This is a genomic window from Rhizobium sp. ZK1, assembly GCF_047782645.1.
Lineage (GTDB): Bacteria > Pseudomonadota > Alphaproteobacteria > Rhizobiales > Rhizobiaceae > Rhizobium.
Genome location: NZ_CP180587.1, coordinates 1,048,239 through 1,065,094, shown reverse-complemented (window position 1 = coordinate 1,065,094; position 16,856 = coordinate 1,048,239). Strand labels below are relative to the sequence as shown.

17 protein-coding genes are annotated in these 16,856 nt (G+C 59.2%); 7 read left to right on the top strand and 10 right to left on the bottom strand.

From position 1 onward, the window contains the following. Positions 1-4: 4 nt before the first annotated feature. The gene (locus ACK9YZ_RS27510; RefSeq protein WP_416068376.1) at positions 5-1,411 is read left to right on the top strand and encodes a TRAP transporter large permease; all 1,407 of its coding nucleotides are present in this window, start codon (positions 5-7) and stop codon (positions 1,409-1,411) included. A gap of 9 nt (positions 1,412-1,420) precedes the next feature. Then, positions 1,421-2,455: an L-idonate 5-dehydrogenase gene (locus ACK9YZ_RS27505; RefSeq protein WP_416068375.1), complete on the top strand. Its 1,035-nt coding sequence runs from the start codon at positions 1,421-1,423 to the stop codon at positions 2,453-2,455. A gap of 4 nt (positions 2,456-2,459) precedes the next feature. On the opposite strand, the gene ACK9YZ_RS27500 is transcribed toward ACK9YZ_RS27505, so the two are convergent. The 5 genes from ACK9YZ_RS27500 to ACK9YZ_RS27480 all read right to left on the bottom strand — a co-directional run bounded on the left by ACK9YZ_RS27500 (position 2,460) and on the right by ACK9YZ_RS27480 (position 7,271). Then, positions 2,460-3,221 (bottom strand): SDR family NAD(P)-dependent oxidoreductase, encoded by a 762-nt coding sequence (locus tag ACK9YZ_RS27500; protein WP_416068374.1) that lies wholly within the window; start codon positions 3,219-3,221, stop codon positions 2,460-2,462. A 13-nt stretch (positions 3,222-3,234) separates the two neighbouring features. Beyond that, complete coding sequence (locus ACK9YZ_RS27495; protein ID WP_416068373.1) at positions 3,235-4,047, bottom strand: ABC transporter permease; 813 nt, start codon at positions 4,045-4,047, stop codon at positions 3,235-3,237. Next, on the bottom strand, positions 4,047-4,913 hold the full coding sequence (locus ACK9YZ_RS27490; RefSeq protein WP_416068372.1) for an ABC transporter permease: 867 nt from the start codon (positions 4,911-4,913) through the stop codon (positions 4,047-4,049). The genes ACK9YZ_RS27495 and ACK9YZ_RS27490 overlap by 1 nt, the downstream gene beginning before the upstream one ends. Before the next feature lie 80 nt (positions 4,914-4,993). Continuing rightward, positions 4,994-6,157, bottom strand: coding sequence for a spermidine/putrescine ABC transporter substrate-binding protein (locus tag ACK9YZ_RS27485; protein WP_416068371.1), 1,164 nt, complete (start codon positions 6,155-6,157; stop codon positions 4,994-4,996). A 22-nt stretch (positions 6,158-6,179) separates the two neighbouring features. Next, the gene (locus ACK9YZ_RS27480) at positions 6,180-7,271 is read right to left on the bottom strand and encodes an ABC transporter ATP-binding protein (protein ID WP_416068370.1); all 1,092 of its coding nucleotides are present in this window, start codon (positions 7,269-7,271) and stop codon (positions 6,180-6,182) included. 191 nt (positions 7,272-7,462) lie between these two features. Here ACK9YZ_RS27480 and ACK9YZ_RS27475 point away from each other — a divergent pair, with 191 nt between their 5' ends. Then, positions 7,463-8,266, top strand: a complete 804-nt coding sequence (locus tag ACK9YZ_RS27475) for a helix-turn-helix transcriptional regulator (RefSeq protein WP_416068369.1) — start codon at positions 7,463-7,465, stop codon at positions 8,264-8,266. A gap of 22 nt (positions 8,267-8,288) precedes the next feature. Here ACK9YZ_RS27475 and ACK9YZ_RS27470 read toward each other — a convergent pair whose 3' ends face one another. Beyond that, positions 8,289-9,314 (bottom strand): fatty acid desaturase, encoded by a 1,026-nt coding sequence (locus ACK9YZ_RS27470; protein ID WP_416068368.1) that lies wholly within the window; start codon positions 9,312-9,314, stop codon positions 8,289-8,291. Beyond that, positions 9,311-9,589, bottom strand: a complete 279-nt coding sequence (locus ACK9YZ_RS27465; RefSeq protein ID WP_416068367.1) for a DUF4167 domain-containing protein — start codon at positions 9,587-9,589, stop codon at positions 9,311-9,313. The genes ACK9YZ_RS27470 and ACK9YZ_RS27465 overlap by 4 nt, the downstream gene beginning before the upstream one ends. 396 nt (positions 9,590-9,985) lie before the next feature. Here ACK9YZ_RS27465 and ACK9YZ_RS27460 point away from each other — a divergent pair, with 396 nt between their 5' ends. The 3 genes from ACK9YZ_RS27460 to ACK9YZ_RS27450 all read left to right on the top strand — a co-directional run bounded on the left by ACK9YZ_RS27460 (position 9,986) and on the right by ACK9YZ_RS27450 (position 11,989). Further along, entirely contained in the window at positions 9,986-10,906 is a 921-nt protein-coding gene (locus tag ACK9YZ_RS27460; protein ID WP_416068442.1) for an MYG1 family protein, read from the top strand. Between the two features lie 110 nt (positions 10,907-11,016). Next, a complete protein-coding gene (locus tag ACK9YZ_RS27455; RefSeq protein ID WP_416068366.1) occupies positions 11,017-11,595 on the top strand; it encodes a DUF309 domain-containing protein in 579 nt (192 codons plus the stop codon). 205 nt (positions 11,596-11,800) lie between these two features. Beyond that, entirely contained in the window at positions 11,801-11,989 is a 189-nt protein-coding gene (locus ACK9YZ_RS27450) for a hypothetical protein (protein WP_416068365.1), read from the top strand. 104 nt (positions 11,990-12,093) lie between these two features. Here ACK9YZ_RS27450 and ACK9YZ_RS27445 read toward each other — a convergent pair whose 3' ends face one another. Next, positions 12,094-12,471, bottom strand: a complete 378-nt coding sequence (locus ACK9YZ_RS27445) for a hypothetical protein (RefSeq protein WP_216760598.1) — start codon at positions 12,469-12,471, stop codon at positions 12,094-12,096. 339 nt (positions 12,472-12,810) lie between these two features. Between ACK9YZ_RS27445 and ACK9YZ_RS27440 the strand changes: the two genes are divergently transcribed. Then, positions 12,811-14,643, top strand: a complete 1,833-nt coding sequence (locus ACK9YZ_RS27440; RefSeq protein WP_416068364.1) for a putative bifunctional diguanylate cyclase/phosphodiesterase — start codon at positions 12,811-12,813, stop codon at positions 14,641-14,643. 78 nt (positions 14,644-14,721) lie between these two features. Here ACK9YZ_RS27440 and fcl read toward each other — a convergent pair whose 3' ends face one another. Beyond that, positions 14,722-15,693 carry a GDP-L-fucose synthase gene (gene fcl / locus ACK9YZ_RS27435; RefSeq protein ID WP_416068363.1) on the bottom strand — a complete coding sequence of 324 codons (972 nt, stop codon included), beginning with the start codon at positions 15,691-15,693 and terminating at the stop codon, positions 14,722-14,724. Then, positions 15,686-16,789, bottom strand: a complete 1,104-nt coding sequence (gene gmd / locus ACK9YZ_RS27430; protein WP_416068362.1) for a GDP-mannose 4,6-dehydratase — start codon at positions 16,787-16,789, stop codon at positions 15,686-15,688. Before gmd ends, fcl begins: the two co-directional genes overlap by 8 nt. Positions 16,790-16,856: the final 67 nt, after the last annotated feature.

The following is a 16,856-nucleotide window of genomic DNA, read 5'->3' as shown; positions in this document are numbered from 1 at the left end:
CCAGATGCTGCTCCTGCTTGGCTCGTTTCTGCTCCTGATGCTGATCGGTGTGCCCGTCGCAATCTCGATGGCCGTCGCATCCGTGCTCTACATCGTCCTATACGGCGTGGCGCCCGACATCATCGTCGCTCAGCGCATGATTGCCGGCGTCGAGAGCTTTCCCCTGCTTGCCGTTCCCTTCTTTATCCTTGCCGGTAACCTGATGAACTCGGCGGGTGTCACAGGCCGCATCTATTCCTTCGCGGTCGCGCTCGTCGGCTGGATGAAGGGCGGTCTTGCGCAGGTCAATATCATCGGCTCGGTCATCTTTTCCGGCATGTCCGGTACCGCCCTTGCCGATGCTGCCGGCATCGGCACGATCGAGATCAAGGCGATGAAGGATCATGGCTATCCGGTCGAAGCAGCGGTCGGCGTGACGGCGGCATCTGCCACGCTCGGGCCGATCTTCCCGCCGTCACTGCCTTTCGTCATTTACGGCATGATGGCGAATGTCTCGATCGGCGCACTTTTCATGGCCGGCATCCTGCCCGGCATCGTCATGACGCTCTTGATGATGATCACCGTCGCCGCCTTCGCCTACGTGAAGCGCTGGGGCTCCGACGCGCCGTTCGATCTGCGGCAATTATTCTCGGCGGGCATGGAGATCGTCGTCGTCCTGCTGGTGCCGCTGGCGATCTACCTGATGATACGATCAGGCGTATCGGTGAATGCCGCGGCCGGCATTGCCCTCGTCGCGCTTCTGGCGGCCGACTGGTATTTCCGCTTCTCCGCCGTCATGGCGCTGATGACGCCGGTCATCCTCATCGGAGGCATGACGATGGGCTGGTTTACGCCGACGGAAGCTGCTGTCGCGGCCGTGCTCTGGTCGCTGTTTCTTGGTCTGGTGCGCTACCGCACGATGACGCTCTCGACGCTTGCCAAGGCAAGCTTCGACACGATCGAGACGACGGCTTCTGTTCTCTTCATCGTCACTGCTGCTTCGGTCTTCGCATGGTTGCTGACGGTGAGCCAGGCCGCCCAGCTTCTTTCCGATGCGATCCTGTCCATCACCGACAATAAGTGGGTTTTCCTGATTTTGGTGAACCTGCTGATGCTCTTCGTCGGCTGCTTCCTGGACACGATCGCGGCAATCACCATCCTTGTGCCGATCCTTCTGCCGATCGTCGCAAAATTCGGCATCGACCCGATCCAATTCGGTCTCATCATGACGCTGAATCTGATGATCGGCCTGCTGCACCCGCCGCTCGGCATGGTGCTTTTCGTGCTGTCGCGGGTGGCGAAACTGTCCGTCGAACGCACCACGATGGCGATTCTGCCCTGGCTGGCACCGCTCTTCATCGCGCTGATCCTGATCACCTTCATTCCCTCCGTATCCCTGTGGCTGCCGCAGCAGCTAGGGCTTCTGAAATAGGAGAGTGTGATGGAGACCCGTCTGGCAAGGCTGTATGCAAAGGGCGACCTGCGGATCGAGACGGCTCCGGTCGCAGTCCCCGGTCCGGGCGAGGTGCTTTTGAAAATGGCAGCCGCAGGTATCTGCGGCTCCGACCTGCACTATTACCAGGATGGCGGTTTCGGACCGGTCCGGGTTCGCGAGCCGATGATACCCGGGCACGAGGCCTCCGGAACGGTGGAGCTGGCAGGAGAGGGTGTTACTCTGAGAGCCGGCACGCTGGTCGCCGTCAATCCGAGCCAACCTTGCGGGTCCTGCGAATATTGCAGGATCGGCATGCCGATTCACTGCCTGGAGATGCGCTTCATGGGCAGCGCGATGCGCCTGCCGCACGAGCAGGGCATGTTCCGGGAATGGCTGGTGGTGCCGGCCAGGCAATGCGTAGAGGTCGGCGCTACGACAACGCCAGCGGAAGCAGCTTGCAGCGAGCCGCTCTCCGTCTGCCTGCACGCCGCATCGCGCGCGTCTGAGGTTGCCGGCAAGAAAGTTCTCGTGACCGGCGCCGGACCGATCGGCTCCCTGATGGCCGCGGTTGTCAGGCATTTTGATGCAAGCGAGATCGTCATCACCGATCTTGCAGATGCGGCACTCGAACGCGCAAAGGCAATGGGTGCCAGCCGCATAGTCAATGTGGCACGAGATCCAGCTTCCTTTTCCGAATTCCAGACGGGAAAGGGATATTTCGATCTCGTCTTTGAATGCTCTGCAGCCGCTCCGGCGATTCAAAGTGCCATTGCGGCGATCAGGCCTCGCGGCACCATCGTTCAGGTCGGCGTTACCGGGGATGTGCCTCTTCCCCTCAACGCCATCGTCGGCAAGGAGTTGCATATCCACGGAACACAGCGGTTTCACGAGGAATTCGCTGTTGCCGTCGACCTGATCTCGCGCCGAAAGATCGACGTACGGCCGATTATCAGCCACAGCCTGCCGCTCGAGGATGCCGTTTCAGCCTTTACCGTTGCCGGCGATCGTTCGCTGGCTTGCAAGGTGCAGCTCACCTTTTAGTCAGTCAGACGATTGTCTCGCCGCCATCGACGACGAGGATCTGCCCTGTCATATAGGAAGAGCGGTCCGAAACCAGGAACAGGATCGGTTCGGCGATTTCCGAAACGTCAGCCCAGCGGCCGAGCGGCACTTTCTCGGCGATATAGCCTTCGATCGCGCTGCGCCCGCCCATCTGCTCGATGAACGGCTCGTTGAACGGGGTGTCGACCCATCCAGGGCAAAGTGCATTCACGCGGATGCCGAATTTTGCATAGTCGCCGGCCATCTGCCGGGTCATGGCGATGACAGCGTGTTTGGTGGTCGTATAGGCGATCATCTCGCGGTCGTAGAGCACGCCTGACGATGAAGACGTGTTGAGAATAACGCCCTTGCCGGCTTTTTTCATGATCGGCATCGCAAAGCGGGCGGCCATGAAATGCGCCCGTACATTCAGGCTCCAGGACTTGTCGAAGCCGTCGATCGTAACCTGCTCCAGATCGCCGGCAATCTGCGCGCCTGCGTGATTGTGGAGGATGTCGAGCCGGCCGTGACGGGCGGCGATAGCCGCAATGCCCGCTTCAAGCGCCTTGTCGTCGGTCACGTCGACGACAAGGCTTTCGGCGCTGCCGCCGGCCTCGGCAATCAGGCCGACGGTTTCTTCAGCGTTGGCGATATTGATATCGGCGACGACGACATGGGCGCCTTCGCGCGCCATGATCACAGCACCCGCACGTCCGATACCCGAACCTGCTCCCGTGACGATTGCAACGCGATCCCTCAGTATCATGATATTTCCCCGGTCAGTTTATCGTTGTCTTTTCGCGCATCAGGAAGCGCGCGATGAAAATGAGGGCGAGCGAGGCGATCAGCACCATCGTCGCGATCGCATTGATTTCCGGCGTCACGCCGCGGCGAATGGAGGCGAAGACATAGATCGGCAGCGTCGTGTTCGATCCTGCGACGAAGAAGGCGATGATGAAATCATCGAAGGAGAAGGTGAAGGCGAGCAGAAAGCCCGCGAGGATCGACGGCATGATCTGCGGCAGCACGATTTGCCGGAAGGTGGTGAACGGCGTGGCGTAAAGATCGCTGGAGGCCTCGACGATATCGCGCCCGAGGCTGGCGATACGCGCCTTCACGATCATCGTCACCAGCGCCATGGTGAAGAGCCCGTGTGCGGCTATGATCGAGCCGTAACCGAGCGCAAGCTTGGGCGGCTGGTCGCCCGGCCAGAGGGCGGCGATCACAGGGTTGATGAAGCCGAAGACTTCGACGAGGGCAACCAGGGTCGCAATGCCGATGACGACACCCGGCACGACGATCGCTGCAGCAAAAAGCCCGTCGAAGACGGCGCGCGTGCGGGCACTGAGCCGCTCCATGCCGATTGCGGCCATGGTGCCGAAGATCGCCGCGAGCGCGGCGCTGGTCACGGCGATGATCAGGCTGTTACGCAGCGCTTCCATCAGAAAGGTGTTCGACAGCGCCCGACCATACCATTGCGTCGAGAAGCCGGTGAACTCACTGGCATTGCGCCCCGCGTTGAAGGAAAATAACACGACGAGCGCGATCGGCGTATAGAGGAACAGGTAGACGAAGGTGACGAGCGCGCGCATCAGATGAGATCCACCTGCCGTGTGCCGGCGACACGCCAGGCGATCCGCATGGCGACAAGCAGAACGATGACGACGATGGCAACCAAAGTGACGGCGATTGCCGATCCAAAGGGCCAGTTGCGGGATTGCAGGAAAAGGTCGACAAGTGCATTGCCGATGAAGAATACCTTGCCGCCGCCAAGAAGCTGCGGGATCAGATATTCACCGAGCAGCAGGATCGTCACCAGCGCAACGCCGGTCATGACGCCCGGCAGAGACAAGGGCAGGGTGATGCCGAAGAAGGTCGAGATGGGTTTCGCGCCGAGATCGGCCGAAGCCTCCAGAAGCCGGCGATCCAATTTTTCGAGGCTGACATAGATCGGCATGATCATCAGCGGCAGATAGCCATAGACGATGCCGAGCAGCACGGCGCCGGGCGTATTGATGAGCCGGACGTTCTCTATGCCGACGAATTCGAGCAGATGCGGAATGCCGCGCGCGCCGAGCAGATACATCCAGGCATAGGTGCGCACCAGAAGACTGGTCCAGAAGGGAACGACGACAAGCGAGACGAGCAGCAGCCGGCGCTGCGGACTTGCCTTGACCGCAAGGTAGTAGGCCACCGGATAGGCGACGAGGAGACAGGCGGTCGCTCCGATCGGTGCCAGAATCAGCGTATTGACGAAGGCTGCCGAGCGCGCACCGAGATTGGCGAACTGCTCGAAGGTGAAGGCGGCCTGATAACCGCCTTCCGGCGCCCGCTCTCCGAAGGCGAAGACGATGATGGCGATGAAGGGTAGCACCAGGAACACGAACAGCCAGACACTGGCCGGGCCGACAAGGGCAGCAGTAATGAGGCGCCGCTTGGTGGCGCGGGTCAGGGGCATGGCTTAAGTCTCATCCGCCGGATCTTGGAGCTTGACCGGTCTCCCGCGACATGGCGCGAGACCGGAGTTCGGAGAGTGCGTCAGGCTGACTTGAAGCGCGCCATCAGTTCGGCACGGCCCGGATCGGTAAGCGTCACGGCGGCGCCGAATTCCAGCGGGGTGAGGGCGGCTTCGTCCGGATAGACGATCTTATTGGACGTGACCTCCTTCGGCAGCAGCGCGATGACGCGGCTGTCGGTGGTCGGCGCCCCGTTGGCGATATGCTCCTTCACCGCATTCTGCGGGTCCATCAGATAGTTGAGCAGTGCATAACCGGCAGCCTTGTTCGGCGCATCTTTCGGGATCGCGTAGTAGTCGGTCCAGATTTCACCGCCGTCCGTACCGAGGATATAGGCAAGTTCCGGCATGTCGCGGTTGAGTTGTGCGCCGTCATTGGTCCAGCACATGGTCAGCCATGCATCGGTGGAACGCATCGACGGCTGGTAGTCGGAATTGATCGCAAACAGATGCGGCTTGACCTTGATCAGCAGCTCTTCCGCCTTGGCAAGTTCTTCGGCCTTGATCGAATTGAAGTCATAACCGAGCGAGACAAGCGCGCTGCCGATCGTCGTCAACTGATAATCATGCACCATGGCGCGGCCATCGGCTTCCGTCTGGGCGATCTCGAAGAAATCCTTCCAGCTCGAAAGCTTGGTCTTGATCTTGGAGGTGTTGACGGAGAAGCCGGTCGTGCCCCAGTTCTTCGGCACGGCATAGGTCTTGCCGTCGATCTGACCTTCCTTGGTGAAGCGCGGGCTTTCGCTCGCCTGGCTGAAGTTCGGGATCTTCGAAAGGTCCAGTTCCTCGATCAGGCCAAGCTTGTGATGGGTCGAGATCGTATAGTTGGTCGGCACGAAGAGCGACCAGCCGGAAGCCCCGGCCTGCAGCTTGGCGAGCATCTCCTCGTTCGAACCGAAGACGTTGACCTCGACGGCGACACCGGTCGCCGCCTTGAAGTTCTCGAAGGTCGCCGGGTCATGATAGTTGGGCCATGTGGCGATCGACATCTGCGTGCCGAGATCGTCCGCCGCATGGGCTGATGTCGAAAGCGCGCCCGGGATGCGTGACAGCACGGCCGTTGCAAGGCCGAGGCCGGTGATGCCGAGGAAGTGGCGGCGGCTGACGGAGCCGCGCTTCAGGCGCATGAACTCGTCCATGAAACCTTCGGCGGAAATGGGGAGATTGTCCTTGTAGTCCTTGCTCATGATGCTGTTCCCTTGTTTTGGCTTATGCATTCGATGCTGGAAAGACATGGATGGCGGCAGGGTCGAAGCCGAGGAAAACCTCCTCGCCCGGCTCTACGAGATCGCTCTCGTTCATGCTGCGGCGATCGGCGGTGATCAGGAAGTCGCCGAGCCCCGGCACGCTCACGGCATATTCCGCCGACGAGCCGAGGAAGATGCGGTGCGTCACTGTCCCCTTGAATGACGCGCCTGATACCACCGGCTTGCGCGTCAGATGGATTGCCTCAGGGCGAAGCGCAGCGATGACGTCGCCTGAGGCGAGCCGCTTGCCGAAGGCGATCGCCGACCCATCCGCCAGCCGCAACGTCGTGCCGTCGGCTTCCATCGCAGCGGTGATCCGGTTCGTCTTGCCGACGAAATCGGCGACGAAAAGATCGGCCGGCCGGTCATAGACTTCCTGCGGGCTGCCGATCTGCCGGATGCGTCCGGCACTCATCACGCAGACGACATCAGCCATCGACAGCGCCTCTTCCTGGTCGTGGGTGACGAGGACGAAGGTGATGCCGAGTTCTCTCTGCAGGGTCTGCAACTCGATCTGCATCGCCGAGCGCAGCTTCTTGTCGAGTGCGGCCAGAGGTTCGTCGAGCAGCAGAACGGAAGGGCGGTTGACGATGGCGCGGGCGAGTGCCACGCGCTGCTGCTGGCCGCCCGACATTTCATGGATCCGCCGCTTGGCAAAGCCGCCGAGCCGGACCAATTCGAGCGCCTCGGCGACACGGCGGTCGATCTCCGCCGCCCCGATCCTCGGGCGCATCTGCTTCAGCCCATAGGCGACATTCTGCTCGACATTGAAATGCGGGAACAGGGCGTAGTGCTGGAAGACCATGTTGACGGGCCGGCGATAGGCCGGAACGCCATTCATCTCGCGCCCGTCGATCAGCACCGTGCCTTCGCTCGGCTGCTCGAAGCCGCCGATCATGCGCAGGCAGGTCGTCTTGCCGCAGCCGGAAGGCCCGAGCAGCGCCAGGAACGCACCCTTGGGTACAGTAAGGTTAATGTCCGTTACGGCGGTCACGGCGCCATAGTTTTTCGTGACCGAACGGAATTCGATATCGTTCGTCGAAGCGGATGCCACGTCTGTTCCCTGCGGTTGGTTGGAATGGCAGTCTGTTGCTGCCTCATTGCCACCGTCGTTAAGGAAAGAGTAAGCCTGAGCTTCCCGCGCGGTATATACCCCGAGAGAGGTATTTAGGCGCATAATGTTTCGTGGAAGGTGTATATCCGCTCTGCGCGAATTTGCGTGGAACGACGGAGGGAAAGGGCTAGATGAGCATCGACCTGGAGACGCTGTTTGCCGCCTTCAATACGACGATCGGTAAGCCGGCCATGCCGGATGCCGGTTTCGGCGATACCTTCCGCCAGATGATGGCCGCACTCGTGCGCTTCGACTATGTCGTCGTCTTCGCCTATCGCGGCAAGACGCGGCCGATCGATCTCTACAGTACCTTCGACCGCGAGGAGCACGTCGTTTTCGTCACGCTCTATCAGGCGGGGCCTTACTTGCTCGACCCATTTTATCATACCGCTCGGGAGCGGCGCGAAGGCGTCTTCCGGATGCGCGAACTGGCGCCGGACCGATTCTTCTCCAGCGAATACTATCGCACCTATTACGTCCAGACCGGACTTGCCGAGGAAATCGGCTTCTTCGTGCCTCTGGACGGCGACATCACAGTCGTCCTGTCGTTGATGCGACAGGAGAAGACCGGCGCTTTCCCGCCCGCAGAATTCGCGACGCTGAAGAAGGCCGAACCGCTGGTGGCAAACATGGTGAAACACTATTGGGCTGGACTTGCGCCGCGCTTCGACGCGCAGCTCGCCGTAAGAGGCAAAAGCCGCCGCAAAAGCGAGATCATCCCGCGCGCTGACACTGTCTGGAGCGATCTCAACCTTACGGGCCGTGAGACGGCAATCGTCGAACTGGTGCTGCAGGGACATTCGTCGGAATCGATCGGTCTGAAACTCAATATTTCGACGGGAACGGTGAAAGTCCACCGCCGCAACGTCTACCGCAAGCTCGGCATCTCCTCGCAGACACAACTGCTCTCGCTCTATCTGAAAAATCTGAGCTGACCGATTGCTTCCGGACCTGCTGTTATCGGCGTGCCTCCGCCTCACGCAGCGAAATCAGCCGTCGTGCCGTCTCGTCCCAGAGGATGAGTTTCACGCAGCGGAGGCTGTCACGAATGTTGATACGCCCCAGGCTCGCCAGCTCCGGATAATCCCGCAGGACTTCCGGCAACCTGTAAAACGGCACCCTGCTCGACAGATGGTGGACATGGTGCATGCCGATATTCGCGGTGATCCATCGCAGTGGGCGCGGTAGATCATAATGCGAGGCGCCATGCATGGCGGAATAGGGGAACGTCCATTCCGGAGGCTTGGACCAGTGGGTGTCTTCGAATTGATGTTGAACATAGAACAGCCAGACACCAGCCGATCCGGCAAGCAGAACGATTGGTAAATGGATCAGCAGAAAGGGAACGATCCCGACGGCCCAGATGAGGAGAATAGCCAGCGCAGCGATGCCCGCGTTGGTCGCCATCGTCGAAACCCAGGGCAGCGTCCCGGAGCGCATCATGCCGAACGGCAGTCTTTGTTTGAAGAGAAAAAGATAGGTGGGGCCAATGCCGAACATGACCAGTGGATGCCGATATAGGCGATAGGCGAGTTTTCCTCGTCCCGTCAGAGCGCGATATTCCGCGACCGTCAGCGTGCTGATGTCGCCCACCCCTCTCTCATCCAGATTGCCGGCTGAGGCATGGTGTTCCGCGTGCGCACGGCGCCAATAGTCGTAAGGTGTAAGCGTGAGGACGCCAATCGCGCGCCCTGTCCAGTCATCCCACTGACGCTTTCCGAAGAAAGAACCATGCCCGCAATCATGTTGCAGCATGAAGAGCCGTAAAAGGAAACCCGCCGCCGGTATGACGAGGATCATGCCGAGCCAATATCCAAAATGGATCGCGATCCACGCCGCTGCCCATAGAAGAACAAACGGGATCAGTGTTACGGCAAGTTCGTACAGGCTTCGGCCTGTATCTGGCTTCCGGTAATTCGAGAGAATCTTGAGCCAGGCTTTTTCCGTACCGGCATCTTGGCCGGCCGTTATCGTCATGTTCATGGTCGGTCGGCGTCTTTCTGTTCAGCTGCGCTGCGGAAGAAGTGTTCGGCATGCTGGTAGTCATTTTCTGCGCCGATCCGGTCGCCGGCCAAAGACTTCAGCTCGGCAAATTGAAGGTACTGCTTGTGTCGATCCAGCAGGCGCTGCCGCGATGATGTAGCACTTCTATCGGCTGTGGCGAAGTGGTGTTTTCTCATGATAAATCCGAACCGCGAGGGTTCGCTCCTGATCGTCTGAAAATAGTTTGAGCGCTCTGTTTGGCGATCATCCGCCATGACAGCTTGCAACTGATGCCTTGCGTTCGAAGGCTGTAGGCGAGTGGTCAGCGATCGGCCAAGCGGCGTTGCCGCCAACAGATGGGGTCATTGTGATCTGCAGGGATCCATGCGCAGAAGCAATCCTCGACTGCGGCTATTACAAATAGGTGATGGGAAGATTGCAAACGTGCGTCGGCAATCGGACCACGAATGCCTGCTTCATTGAGGATGCAGCGCCCTCGGATGTTGAGGTCGTTACAGCAGCATTGTGGCTGCATCAGGTCCAAACAGCCTTTCAAATCGATCCTGATCGAGAGATTCATGCGGCTGCCTTTCGCACCCACTGTTGAGCTGGCGACCGACGCGGGCTATCAGGACGGGCAACATATTATTGGCTCCGAGGCGCATCTCAAAATGATCCCGTTATACCTGGTTACGCATTCCGGCGGATTCCACGCCGATGAGCTGCTTTCGAGCGTCATCCTCACCCGGCTGTTCCCGCAGGCCAAGGTCGTTCGCAGCCGAAATGTCGAATGGATCACGCCTGGCACCGACCGCATCATTTATGATGTGGGCGGGGAATACGATCCCGCAGCAGGCATTTTCGACCACCACCAGCGCGGCGCACCCGCGCGCGAGGACGGACGGCCCTACAGTTCCTTCGGCTTGGTCTGGAAACATTACGGGGCGGATTATCTCTCAGCATTGGGCGTGCCCGAGGCGCATGTTTCGTCGGTACATGCGTCCTTCGACGCCAAGTTCGTCTTGCCAGTCGATCTGACCGACAATGGCGCGCTTGATCCTTCCATTGCGGGCGAGTTGGCTGGCCTCACGCTGCCGGCTCTGCTGGAAACCCTGAAGCCGGTTTTTGATGCCAAGGATCCCGAGGCCGATGACCGCGCGTTCCATGCCGCCCTTTCCATCGCGCGAAGTTTCGTAGAGGCAGGTGTCTTAACGCAGGATGCCAAGCTACGCGCGGAAGCTTTTGTTCTCAATGCAATTAACGAGACGGGCCAGGAGCACGTTCTCGAACTGCCGATGGGAATGCCCTTTCGCGCGGCGATCGTAAAGGCGAAGGCCGACCATCTGCTTTTCGTCGTTCACCCCAGGGAAAACGACTGGTGCCTGACGGGCATACGCCGTGCTGACGAGGGTTTCGAACTGCGCGCCGACTTGCCGGCATCCTGGGCGGGTCTTACCGGTCACGAGCTTGAGCGCATCTGTGGTGTCGAAGGAGCAACCTTCTGCCATAAGGGACGCTTCGTCGCGGCCGCAAAGACCCGGGAGGCAGCCCTTGCGATGGCAAAAATCGCCGTAGACGAAGCGCTCTCCTAAAACGACTGCGGACGTTCGTGATGTCATGTCATCCGATCCGATAGTGGGTCGACCGCGGCAATTTGTCGGCCGGCTTGCGTACCGCTTCGCTTGCGATCATGGTCACCGGCATGAAGACTATTGAGGTTATGCAGCGTCCTCGTTTACTGCCGCAGAGAAGCTTTCCGCGCTACGCCTATCTGCCCGGCCGGATGCCCCATCCCGTACGGGATCCGGCAGGGCATAGTTACCAGGTCGAGCCTGTGCCGGTTCTTCCGAAACAAGATTCCGATGAATTTGCGTGGGGGGCGGACCTTTTCAACCATGGCTATTACTGGGAAGCGCATGAAGCCTGGGAGGAGATCTGGCAGGTCGCGGAAAGAGGCAGTGCACTGCGTGCCTTGCTCAAGGGCCTGATCCTGCTCTCTGCCGCCGGTGTGAAGATCCGAGAAGGCAAACGCGCAGCGGCGATGCGTCATGCCGGCCGCGCTGCCGGGCTGTTTCGTCAACTGTCGAAAGTCCCGCATGACGCCTTTTCGCACGCACTCGGAATGTCGCTGGCAATGCTTGCTGATATGGCCGAAGAATCAGTGAACGCTCCACCGGTCTTGAGGGTGACCATGCCGGGACAGCCTGAACCGGTCTACGATTTCATTTTAGGGAAATCACGACACTTTGCGCCATTGGGATTTACAGGCACGTCCGTTTGAGACGGTAATATGGACGATCGTTCTTCGCTCGGTTTTCCGATCATGATGGAATTCTTCAATCTGATGTCAGACAGACGTGCACTTGCAAAAGGCCTTCTGCTTCTCGTGCTCGCCGGTTCTTGCTGCGGGCCATCGTTTGCCGCGGATCAGAAGACAAATCGACCCAGACTGCCGGAGGATGTCCGCACCTTTATAGAGCGTCGTGATGGATGCGATCATTTTCGTGGTGAAGGTTCTCCTGATGCGGAGCAGGGCGCAAATTGACAGGGAACTGCAGCGACTCTGCATCGGAACCGATGCCGAGCTTGCTCGACTGAATCGCATTTACGCCGGAAATAAAGCCGTCCAGCAATCGCTCGATGACTATGAGGTCAACATCGAAACGGGAAACTAGCTCATCGGTAGTCGAGAAGCGATTGCGTATTGACGAAAAGAGCGGCGGTTAGTTGCGAAGAAGACCCGCAAGAGAGCCACCATGGAGCCAATGCCCGATGACCTTCAAACCTCCATCACGTCTTCAAACGATTCCGGGAAAGTCTGGCGCGCCACCTTCTCGTTGATCACAAGCATCGCCTCATAGGATGTTGGATCGAAATCCTTGTCCGCTGCCACTACTTCCCGCCCAAAGAGCAGGTTTAGTCGGGCGGCGTCCAGATTGCCGCGCTCAAAAGGCTCCGCTCCGAAATGGTGCCAAAGCGCATGCAGGAAGGCAGCATCGACCCGGTGTTCCGCTGAGCCCGGCCGCGCACGGCGAGGCAGGGTTTTGATCGGCGTCACGCCCCTGGGGTTCGCGCGGCGGATGGTGAACTGAATGCCGCTGCCCGGCATACCAGATGGAAAGCCGCGGTGCTTCGTCATGTCTGCAAGCTTGGCCATCGCTGCCTCTCCTTCGCAATCGATCCTATCATTTTTTTAAAGTCGGGCTCGCCGATGGCGACACCCGCAGCCACACGAATAGCGATGTAGGTGCCACTTTACGAGCAAGAATATCACGTCCGATTGGGCCTGGCGTCGCGGCCTGGAAATTCGATGGCATCTCATGTCTGCCGGCCATCGTTACGACTGTCTATGAGGCGACAACACGCCCCAATCTTGAGCTCGAATTGTAGACGATATATTTCCAAACCCGTAACATGATACCTGCTAGTTTTCGATCGTAATCGGTCAAACAGGCTTTGAGGCCGTTTGAGCGCAAGGCACCATGACGAGGCCAGGATGCGAAGACAGCTTCAGCAAGAAATTCTGGATATGCTGGCACGGGGTTCCTCCCTTGAGGACGCCTGCGATCGCATTTGTGAGCATGCTGAACAGCTTGCGGCGGGCGTCCTTTGTTCAATCGTGACTGTTGATCGTGATGGTCTCCTGCATCCCCTGGCGGGGCCAACGATCGCCAAAACCTATTCGGACGCGCTCGATGGAATACCGGTTGGACCTGATGTCGGCTCTTGCGGCACGGCTGCCCATTTTCGCAGGCCGATCGCCGTCACCGATATCTTTGCTGACCCGCTTTGGATCCCCTATCGGTCGCTAGCCGACATCCTTGCAACGGAACATGGCGTCAAGGCGTGCTGGTCAAGCCCCATCCTGCGCAGTGATGGCCGCGTGCTTGGGGCGTTTGGGTTTTATTACAAGGACAATCGCGGCCCAACCCCCGAAGAACGAATGATCGTCGCCGAGTACCTCGACCTTTGCTCACTGGTGCTCGAGCGCGAGGAGGTGAAAGCCGACAATCAAAGGCTGGCCTTTTTCGACAACCTCACCGGCTTCGGCAATCGCGCCAATTTTCTCAAGACGCTGGAGGCAGCCATCGACGGCGGTGCTGGCCCTCTTTCGGTTCTGCTCATCGATATCGATCATCTCGGCCGGGTCAATGACGCCTTCGGGCATGCGACCGGCGACAGGCTGATCCTGGAGGTCGGTCAAACGGTTGCGCGGATCGCAGCCCCGGCGGCCACTTTTAGGGTAGACGCCGATGAGTTCGCGGTATTGATCGAAAATCGTTCCGGGACGGAATTGTCCGCGGTATCGGCGGAAATTCTACGCGCCATCGAGAACCGGACACCACGGCGCAACGAACATCTCCTGCCGGTCTCGGTCACCTGCGGGGGCGCGATCTCCGAACCGTCCCAGCCACCCGACGTCCCGACTTTTCTGCAACATGCAAATCTCGCACTTCACCACGCCAAGCGGACAGCCAGGGGCGGATTCGTGCTGTATAGCGACGATCTTGCCGGGGCGATCGCAAACCGGTTCCGTGTGCTCCAGACCGTGACGAGCGCCTTGGCCGAAGATCGGATAGAGGCGCACTATCAGCCGATCGTCAGCCTCGCAGCGCAGGAAATTATCGGCCTTGAGGCGCTCTGCCGCATCCGTCTGGATGGAGGGCAGATCTTATCAGCCGGCGCGTTCGCCGAGGCGCTCCAGGATCTATCGATGGGCCACCTCCTGACGGATCGAATGTTGGAGCAGGTCGCCCGCGACATCAGATACTGGCTCGATCGTGGGATGTCGTTTCAATATGTCAGCGTCAACGTGTCGATGGCGGATTTCAATCAGGGAAATCTCCGCGAGCGTATCAAAAGCATTTTTGCCCACCACGGCACGCCCCTCAAGCACGTTGTGCTGGAGGTGACCGAAACGGTCTATATGGACGAAAAGGACGGTAAGGTCGCACAGGCGATCGAAGAACTTCGCAGGGAAGGGTTGCTTGTGGCGCTCGACGATTTCGGCACGGGTTACGCCTCTCTCACGCATCTGCTGAATTTTCCGGTCGATATCATCAAGATCGACAAGACCTTCGTCGACCGGATGTCAGACGGACCCGGCGCAGTCATCGTCAAAGCCCTTCTCGATATGTCGATCGGTCTCGGCACCCGTATCGTGGCCGAAGGTGTGGAAACCGAAGATCAAGCGGAGCGTCTTCGGCGCCTCGGCTGCCCCTATGTACAGGGATATCTGTTTGGCCGCCCGGTTGACCGCGACAGGACAACCGAAGCGTTGCGGGCTAATGCTTCCGCCCTGGCAAGCAAGGCTGGACAAAAGGCCTAGCAGCCCGTGGCCTTGATGACGCGCTGACCATCACACGCGCCAGATAGCTCGATTATCGCGACAACAGTCGTGCCGCCATTACTCTGCAGCCTCGTTGCTGCGTTCGAGGTAATGCCCATTCAGGAAGGAGCGGTAGGCGCCTGCGATACCCTCCTTCAGCCCTATCTTCGGCGACCAGCCGAGAGCGCGGAGTTTGTCGACACTCATGAGTTTACGTGGAGTGCCATCCGGTTTGGTGAGGTCTCGCCTGATTTCGCCTTCGAAGCCGACGACCTCCGCGACGAGCTCTGCCAATTCGAGGATGGTAATGTCTTCGCCTGAGCCGACATTCACGTGACTTTCGGCGGAATAGGTCTTCATGAGATAGACGCAGGCGTCGGCACAATCGTCGACATGCAGGAATTCGCGCTGCGGTGTTCCGGTACCCCAGATGCACATGTCTTTCTGACCGCTCATCTTGGCCTCATGCGCCTTGCGTATCAGCGCCGGCATGACATGGCTCGAATCGAGGTCAAAATTGTCGCCCGGTCCATAAAGATTGGTGGGCATGGCCGAGATGAAATCACTGCCATGCTGTTTTCGATAGGCAGCGCAAAGCTTCAATCCGGCAATTTTGGCGATCGCATACCATTCGTTCGTGGGTTCGAGCGATCCGCTCAGAAGTGCCTCCTCAACGATCGGCTGATCGGCGAACTTCGGATAGATGCAGGACGAACCCAGAAACATCAGTTTTTCGACGCGAACCCTATGAGCTGCGTGGATGACGTTAGCCTGGAGGATCAGGTTGTCGTAGAGGAAGGCGGCCGGATAGGTGTCATTGGCGAGAATACCGCCGACCTTCGCAGCGGCGAGGAAGACGGCGTCGGGACGGTTCTTTCCCATCCATGCCTCCACCTGCTCCTGCCGTCCCAGGTCGACCTCGGCGCGCGTGGCCGTCAAAATCTCGCAGCCCTCGGAGGCGAGACGTCGCACGATCGCGGAGCCCACCATGCCGCGGTGGCCCGCGACATAGACCTTTTTTCCGGCAAGGCCGTAGATCACCTCAGGCATGGACCAAGCCCTTGTTCGCACCGACCGTCGGAACATTTCGTGCCATGACTTTCAGGTCTTCGCGAACCATCTCCGAAACCAGTTGATCAAGACTGGTCTCATGTTTCCAGCCAAGCTTCGTATGCGCCTTCGTCGGATCGCCGAGCAGAAGATCGACTTCTGTAGGGCGGAAGTAGGCCGGATCTATCTCCACCACACAGCGGCCGGAGATCGTGTCGTATCCCTTTTCCTCGACACCCTCCCCACGCCAATCGATCGGCATGCCCACCCTGACAAACGCCTTTTCGACAAAGGAGCGAACCGAGTGCGTTTCGCCGGTCGCAAGAACATAGTCCTCCGGTTCGTCCTGCTGCAGCATCAGCCACATGCCGCGGACATATTCTCGTGCATGCCCCCAGTCGCGCTTGGTGTCCAAATTGCCGAGATAGAGCCGGTCCTGCAGGCCAAGATGGATTGCAGCGGCCGCCCGGGTGATCTTGCGGGTCACGAACGTTTCGCCGCGGATCGGGCTTTCATGGTTGAACAGGATGCCATTTGAGGCATGCATGCCATATGCCTCGCGATAATTGACCACGATCCAATAGGCATAGAGCTTGGCAGCCGCGTAGGGGGATCGGGGATAGAACGGCGTCGTTTCGCTTTGGGGAACTTCCTGCACCTTGCCGTAGAGCTCGGAGGTGGACGCCTGATAAAAGCGGGTCTTCTTGGTCAGGCCCAGAAGGCGAATTGCTTCAAGCAGCCGCAGCGTTCCGGTTCCATCCGCGTTAGCCGTATATTCCGGCGTTTCGAAAGAGACTTGGACATGGCTTTGTGCGGCAAGGTTATAGACCTCGTCGGGCTGCGTTTCCTGAACGACCCGGATGAGATTGGTTGAATCGGTCATATCCCCGTAATGCAGGATAAAGCGAGGGTTCTCGACATGCGGATCCTCGTAGAGGTGCTCGATACGATTGGTATTGAAGGACGACGAGCGCCGCTTGATGCCGTGAACGATATAGCCCTTGTCCAAGAGCAATTCGGCCAGGTATGCGCCATCCTGTCCGGTCACGCCGGTAATCAGCGCAACTTTCCTGTTATTTCTCATTCCGGTATCCATGGTCGCTCTCCAACTCGAATACTAACGCTATCTTTGGATGCTGGTGGTGTAGGAAAGGCGCGAACGC

Bases quoted from the DNA above. Each gene is read 5' to 3' on its own strand.
- ACK9YZ_RS27500 (WP_416068374.1), bottom strand. From the start codon at position 3,221: ATGATACTGAGGGATCGCGTTGCAATCGTCACGGGAGCAGGTTCGGGT.
- gmd (WP_416068362.1), bottom strand. From the start codon at position 16,789: ATGGATACCGGAATGAGAAATAACAGGAAAGTTGCGCTGATTACCGGC.
- ACK9YZ_RS27510 (WP_416068376.1), top strand. From the start codon at position 5: ATGCTGCTCCTGCTTGGCTCGTTTCTGCTCCTGATGCTGATCGGTGTG.
- ACK9YZ_RS27450 (WP_416068365.1), top strand. From the start codon at position 11,801: ATGGATGCGATCATTTTCGTGGTGAAGGTTCTCCTGATGCGGAGCAGG.
- ACK9YZ_RS27455 (WP_416068366.1), top strand. From the start codon at position 11,017: ATGAAGACTATTGAGGTTATGCAGCGTCCTCGTTTACTGCCGCAGAGA.
- ACK9YZ_RS27440 (WP_416068364.1), top strand. From the start codon at position 12,811: ATGCGAAGACAGCTTCAGCAAGAAATTCTGGATATGCTGGCACGGGGT.
- ACK9YZ_RS27460 (WP_416068442.1), top strand. From the start codon at position 9,986: ATGATCCCGTTATACCTGGTTACGCATTCCGGCGGATTCCACGCCGAT.
- ACK9YZ_RS27485 (WP_416068371.1), bottom strand. From the start codon at position 6,157: ATGAGCAAGGACTACAAGGACAATCTCCCCATTTCCGCCGAAGGTTTC.
- ACK9YZ_RS27465 (WP_416068367.1), bottom strand. From the start codon at position 9,589: ATGGCGGATGATCGCCAAACAGAGCGCTCAAACTATTTTCAGACGATC.
- fcl (WP_416068363.1), bottom strand. From the start codon at position 15,693: ATGCCTGAGGTGATCTACGGCCTTGCCGGAAAAAAGGTCTATGTCGCG.
- ACK9YZ_RS27490 (WP_416068372.1), bottom strand. From the start codon at position 4,913: ATGCCCCTGACCCGCGCCACCAAGCGGCGCCTCATTACTGCTGCCCTT.
- ACK9YZ_RS27475 (WP_416068369.1), top strand. From the start codon at position 7,463: ATGAGCATCGACCTGGAGACGCTGTTTGCCGCCTTCAATACGACGATC.
- ACK9YZ_RS27495 (WP_416068373.1), bottom strand. From the start codon at position 4,047: ATGCGCGCGCTCGTCACCTTCGTCTACCTGTTCCTCTATACGCCGATC.
- ACK9YZ_RS27505 (WP_416068375.1), top strand. From the start codon at position 1,421: ATGGAGACCCGTCTGGCAAGGCTGTATGCAAAGGGCGACCTGCGGATC.
- ACK9YZ_RS27470 (WP_416068368.1), bottom strand. From the start codon at position 9,314: ATGAACATGACGATAACGGCCGGCCAAGATGCCGGTACGGAAAAAGCC.
- ACK9YZ_RS27445 (WP_216760598.1), bottom strand. From the start codon at position 12,471: ATGGCCAAGCTTGCAGACATGACGAAGCACCGCGGCTTTCCATCTGGT.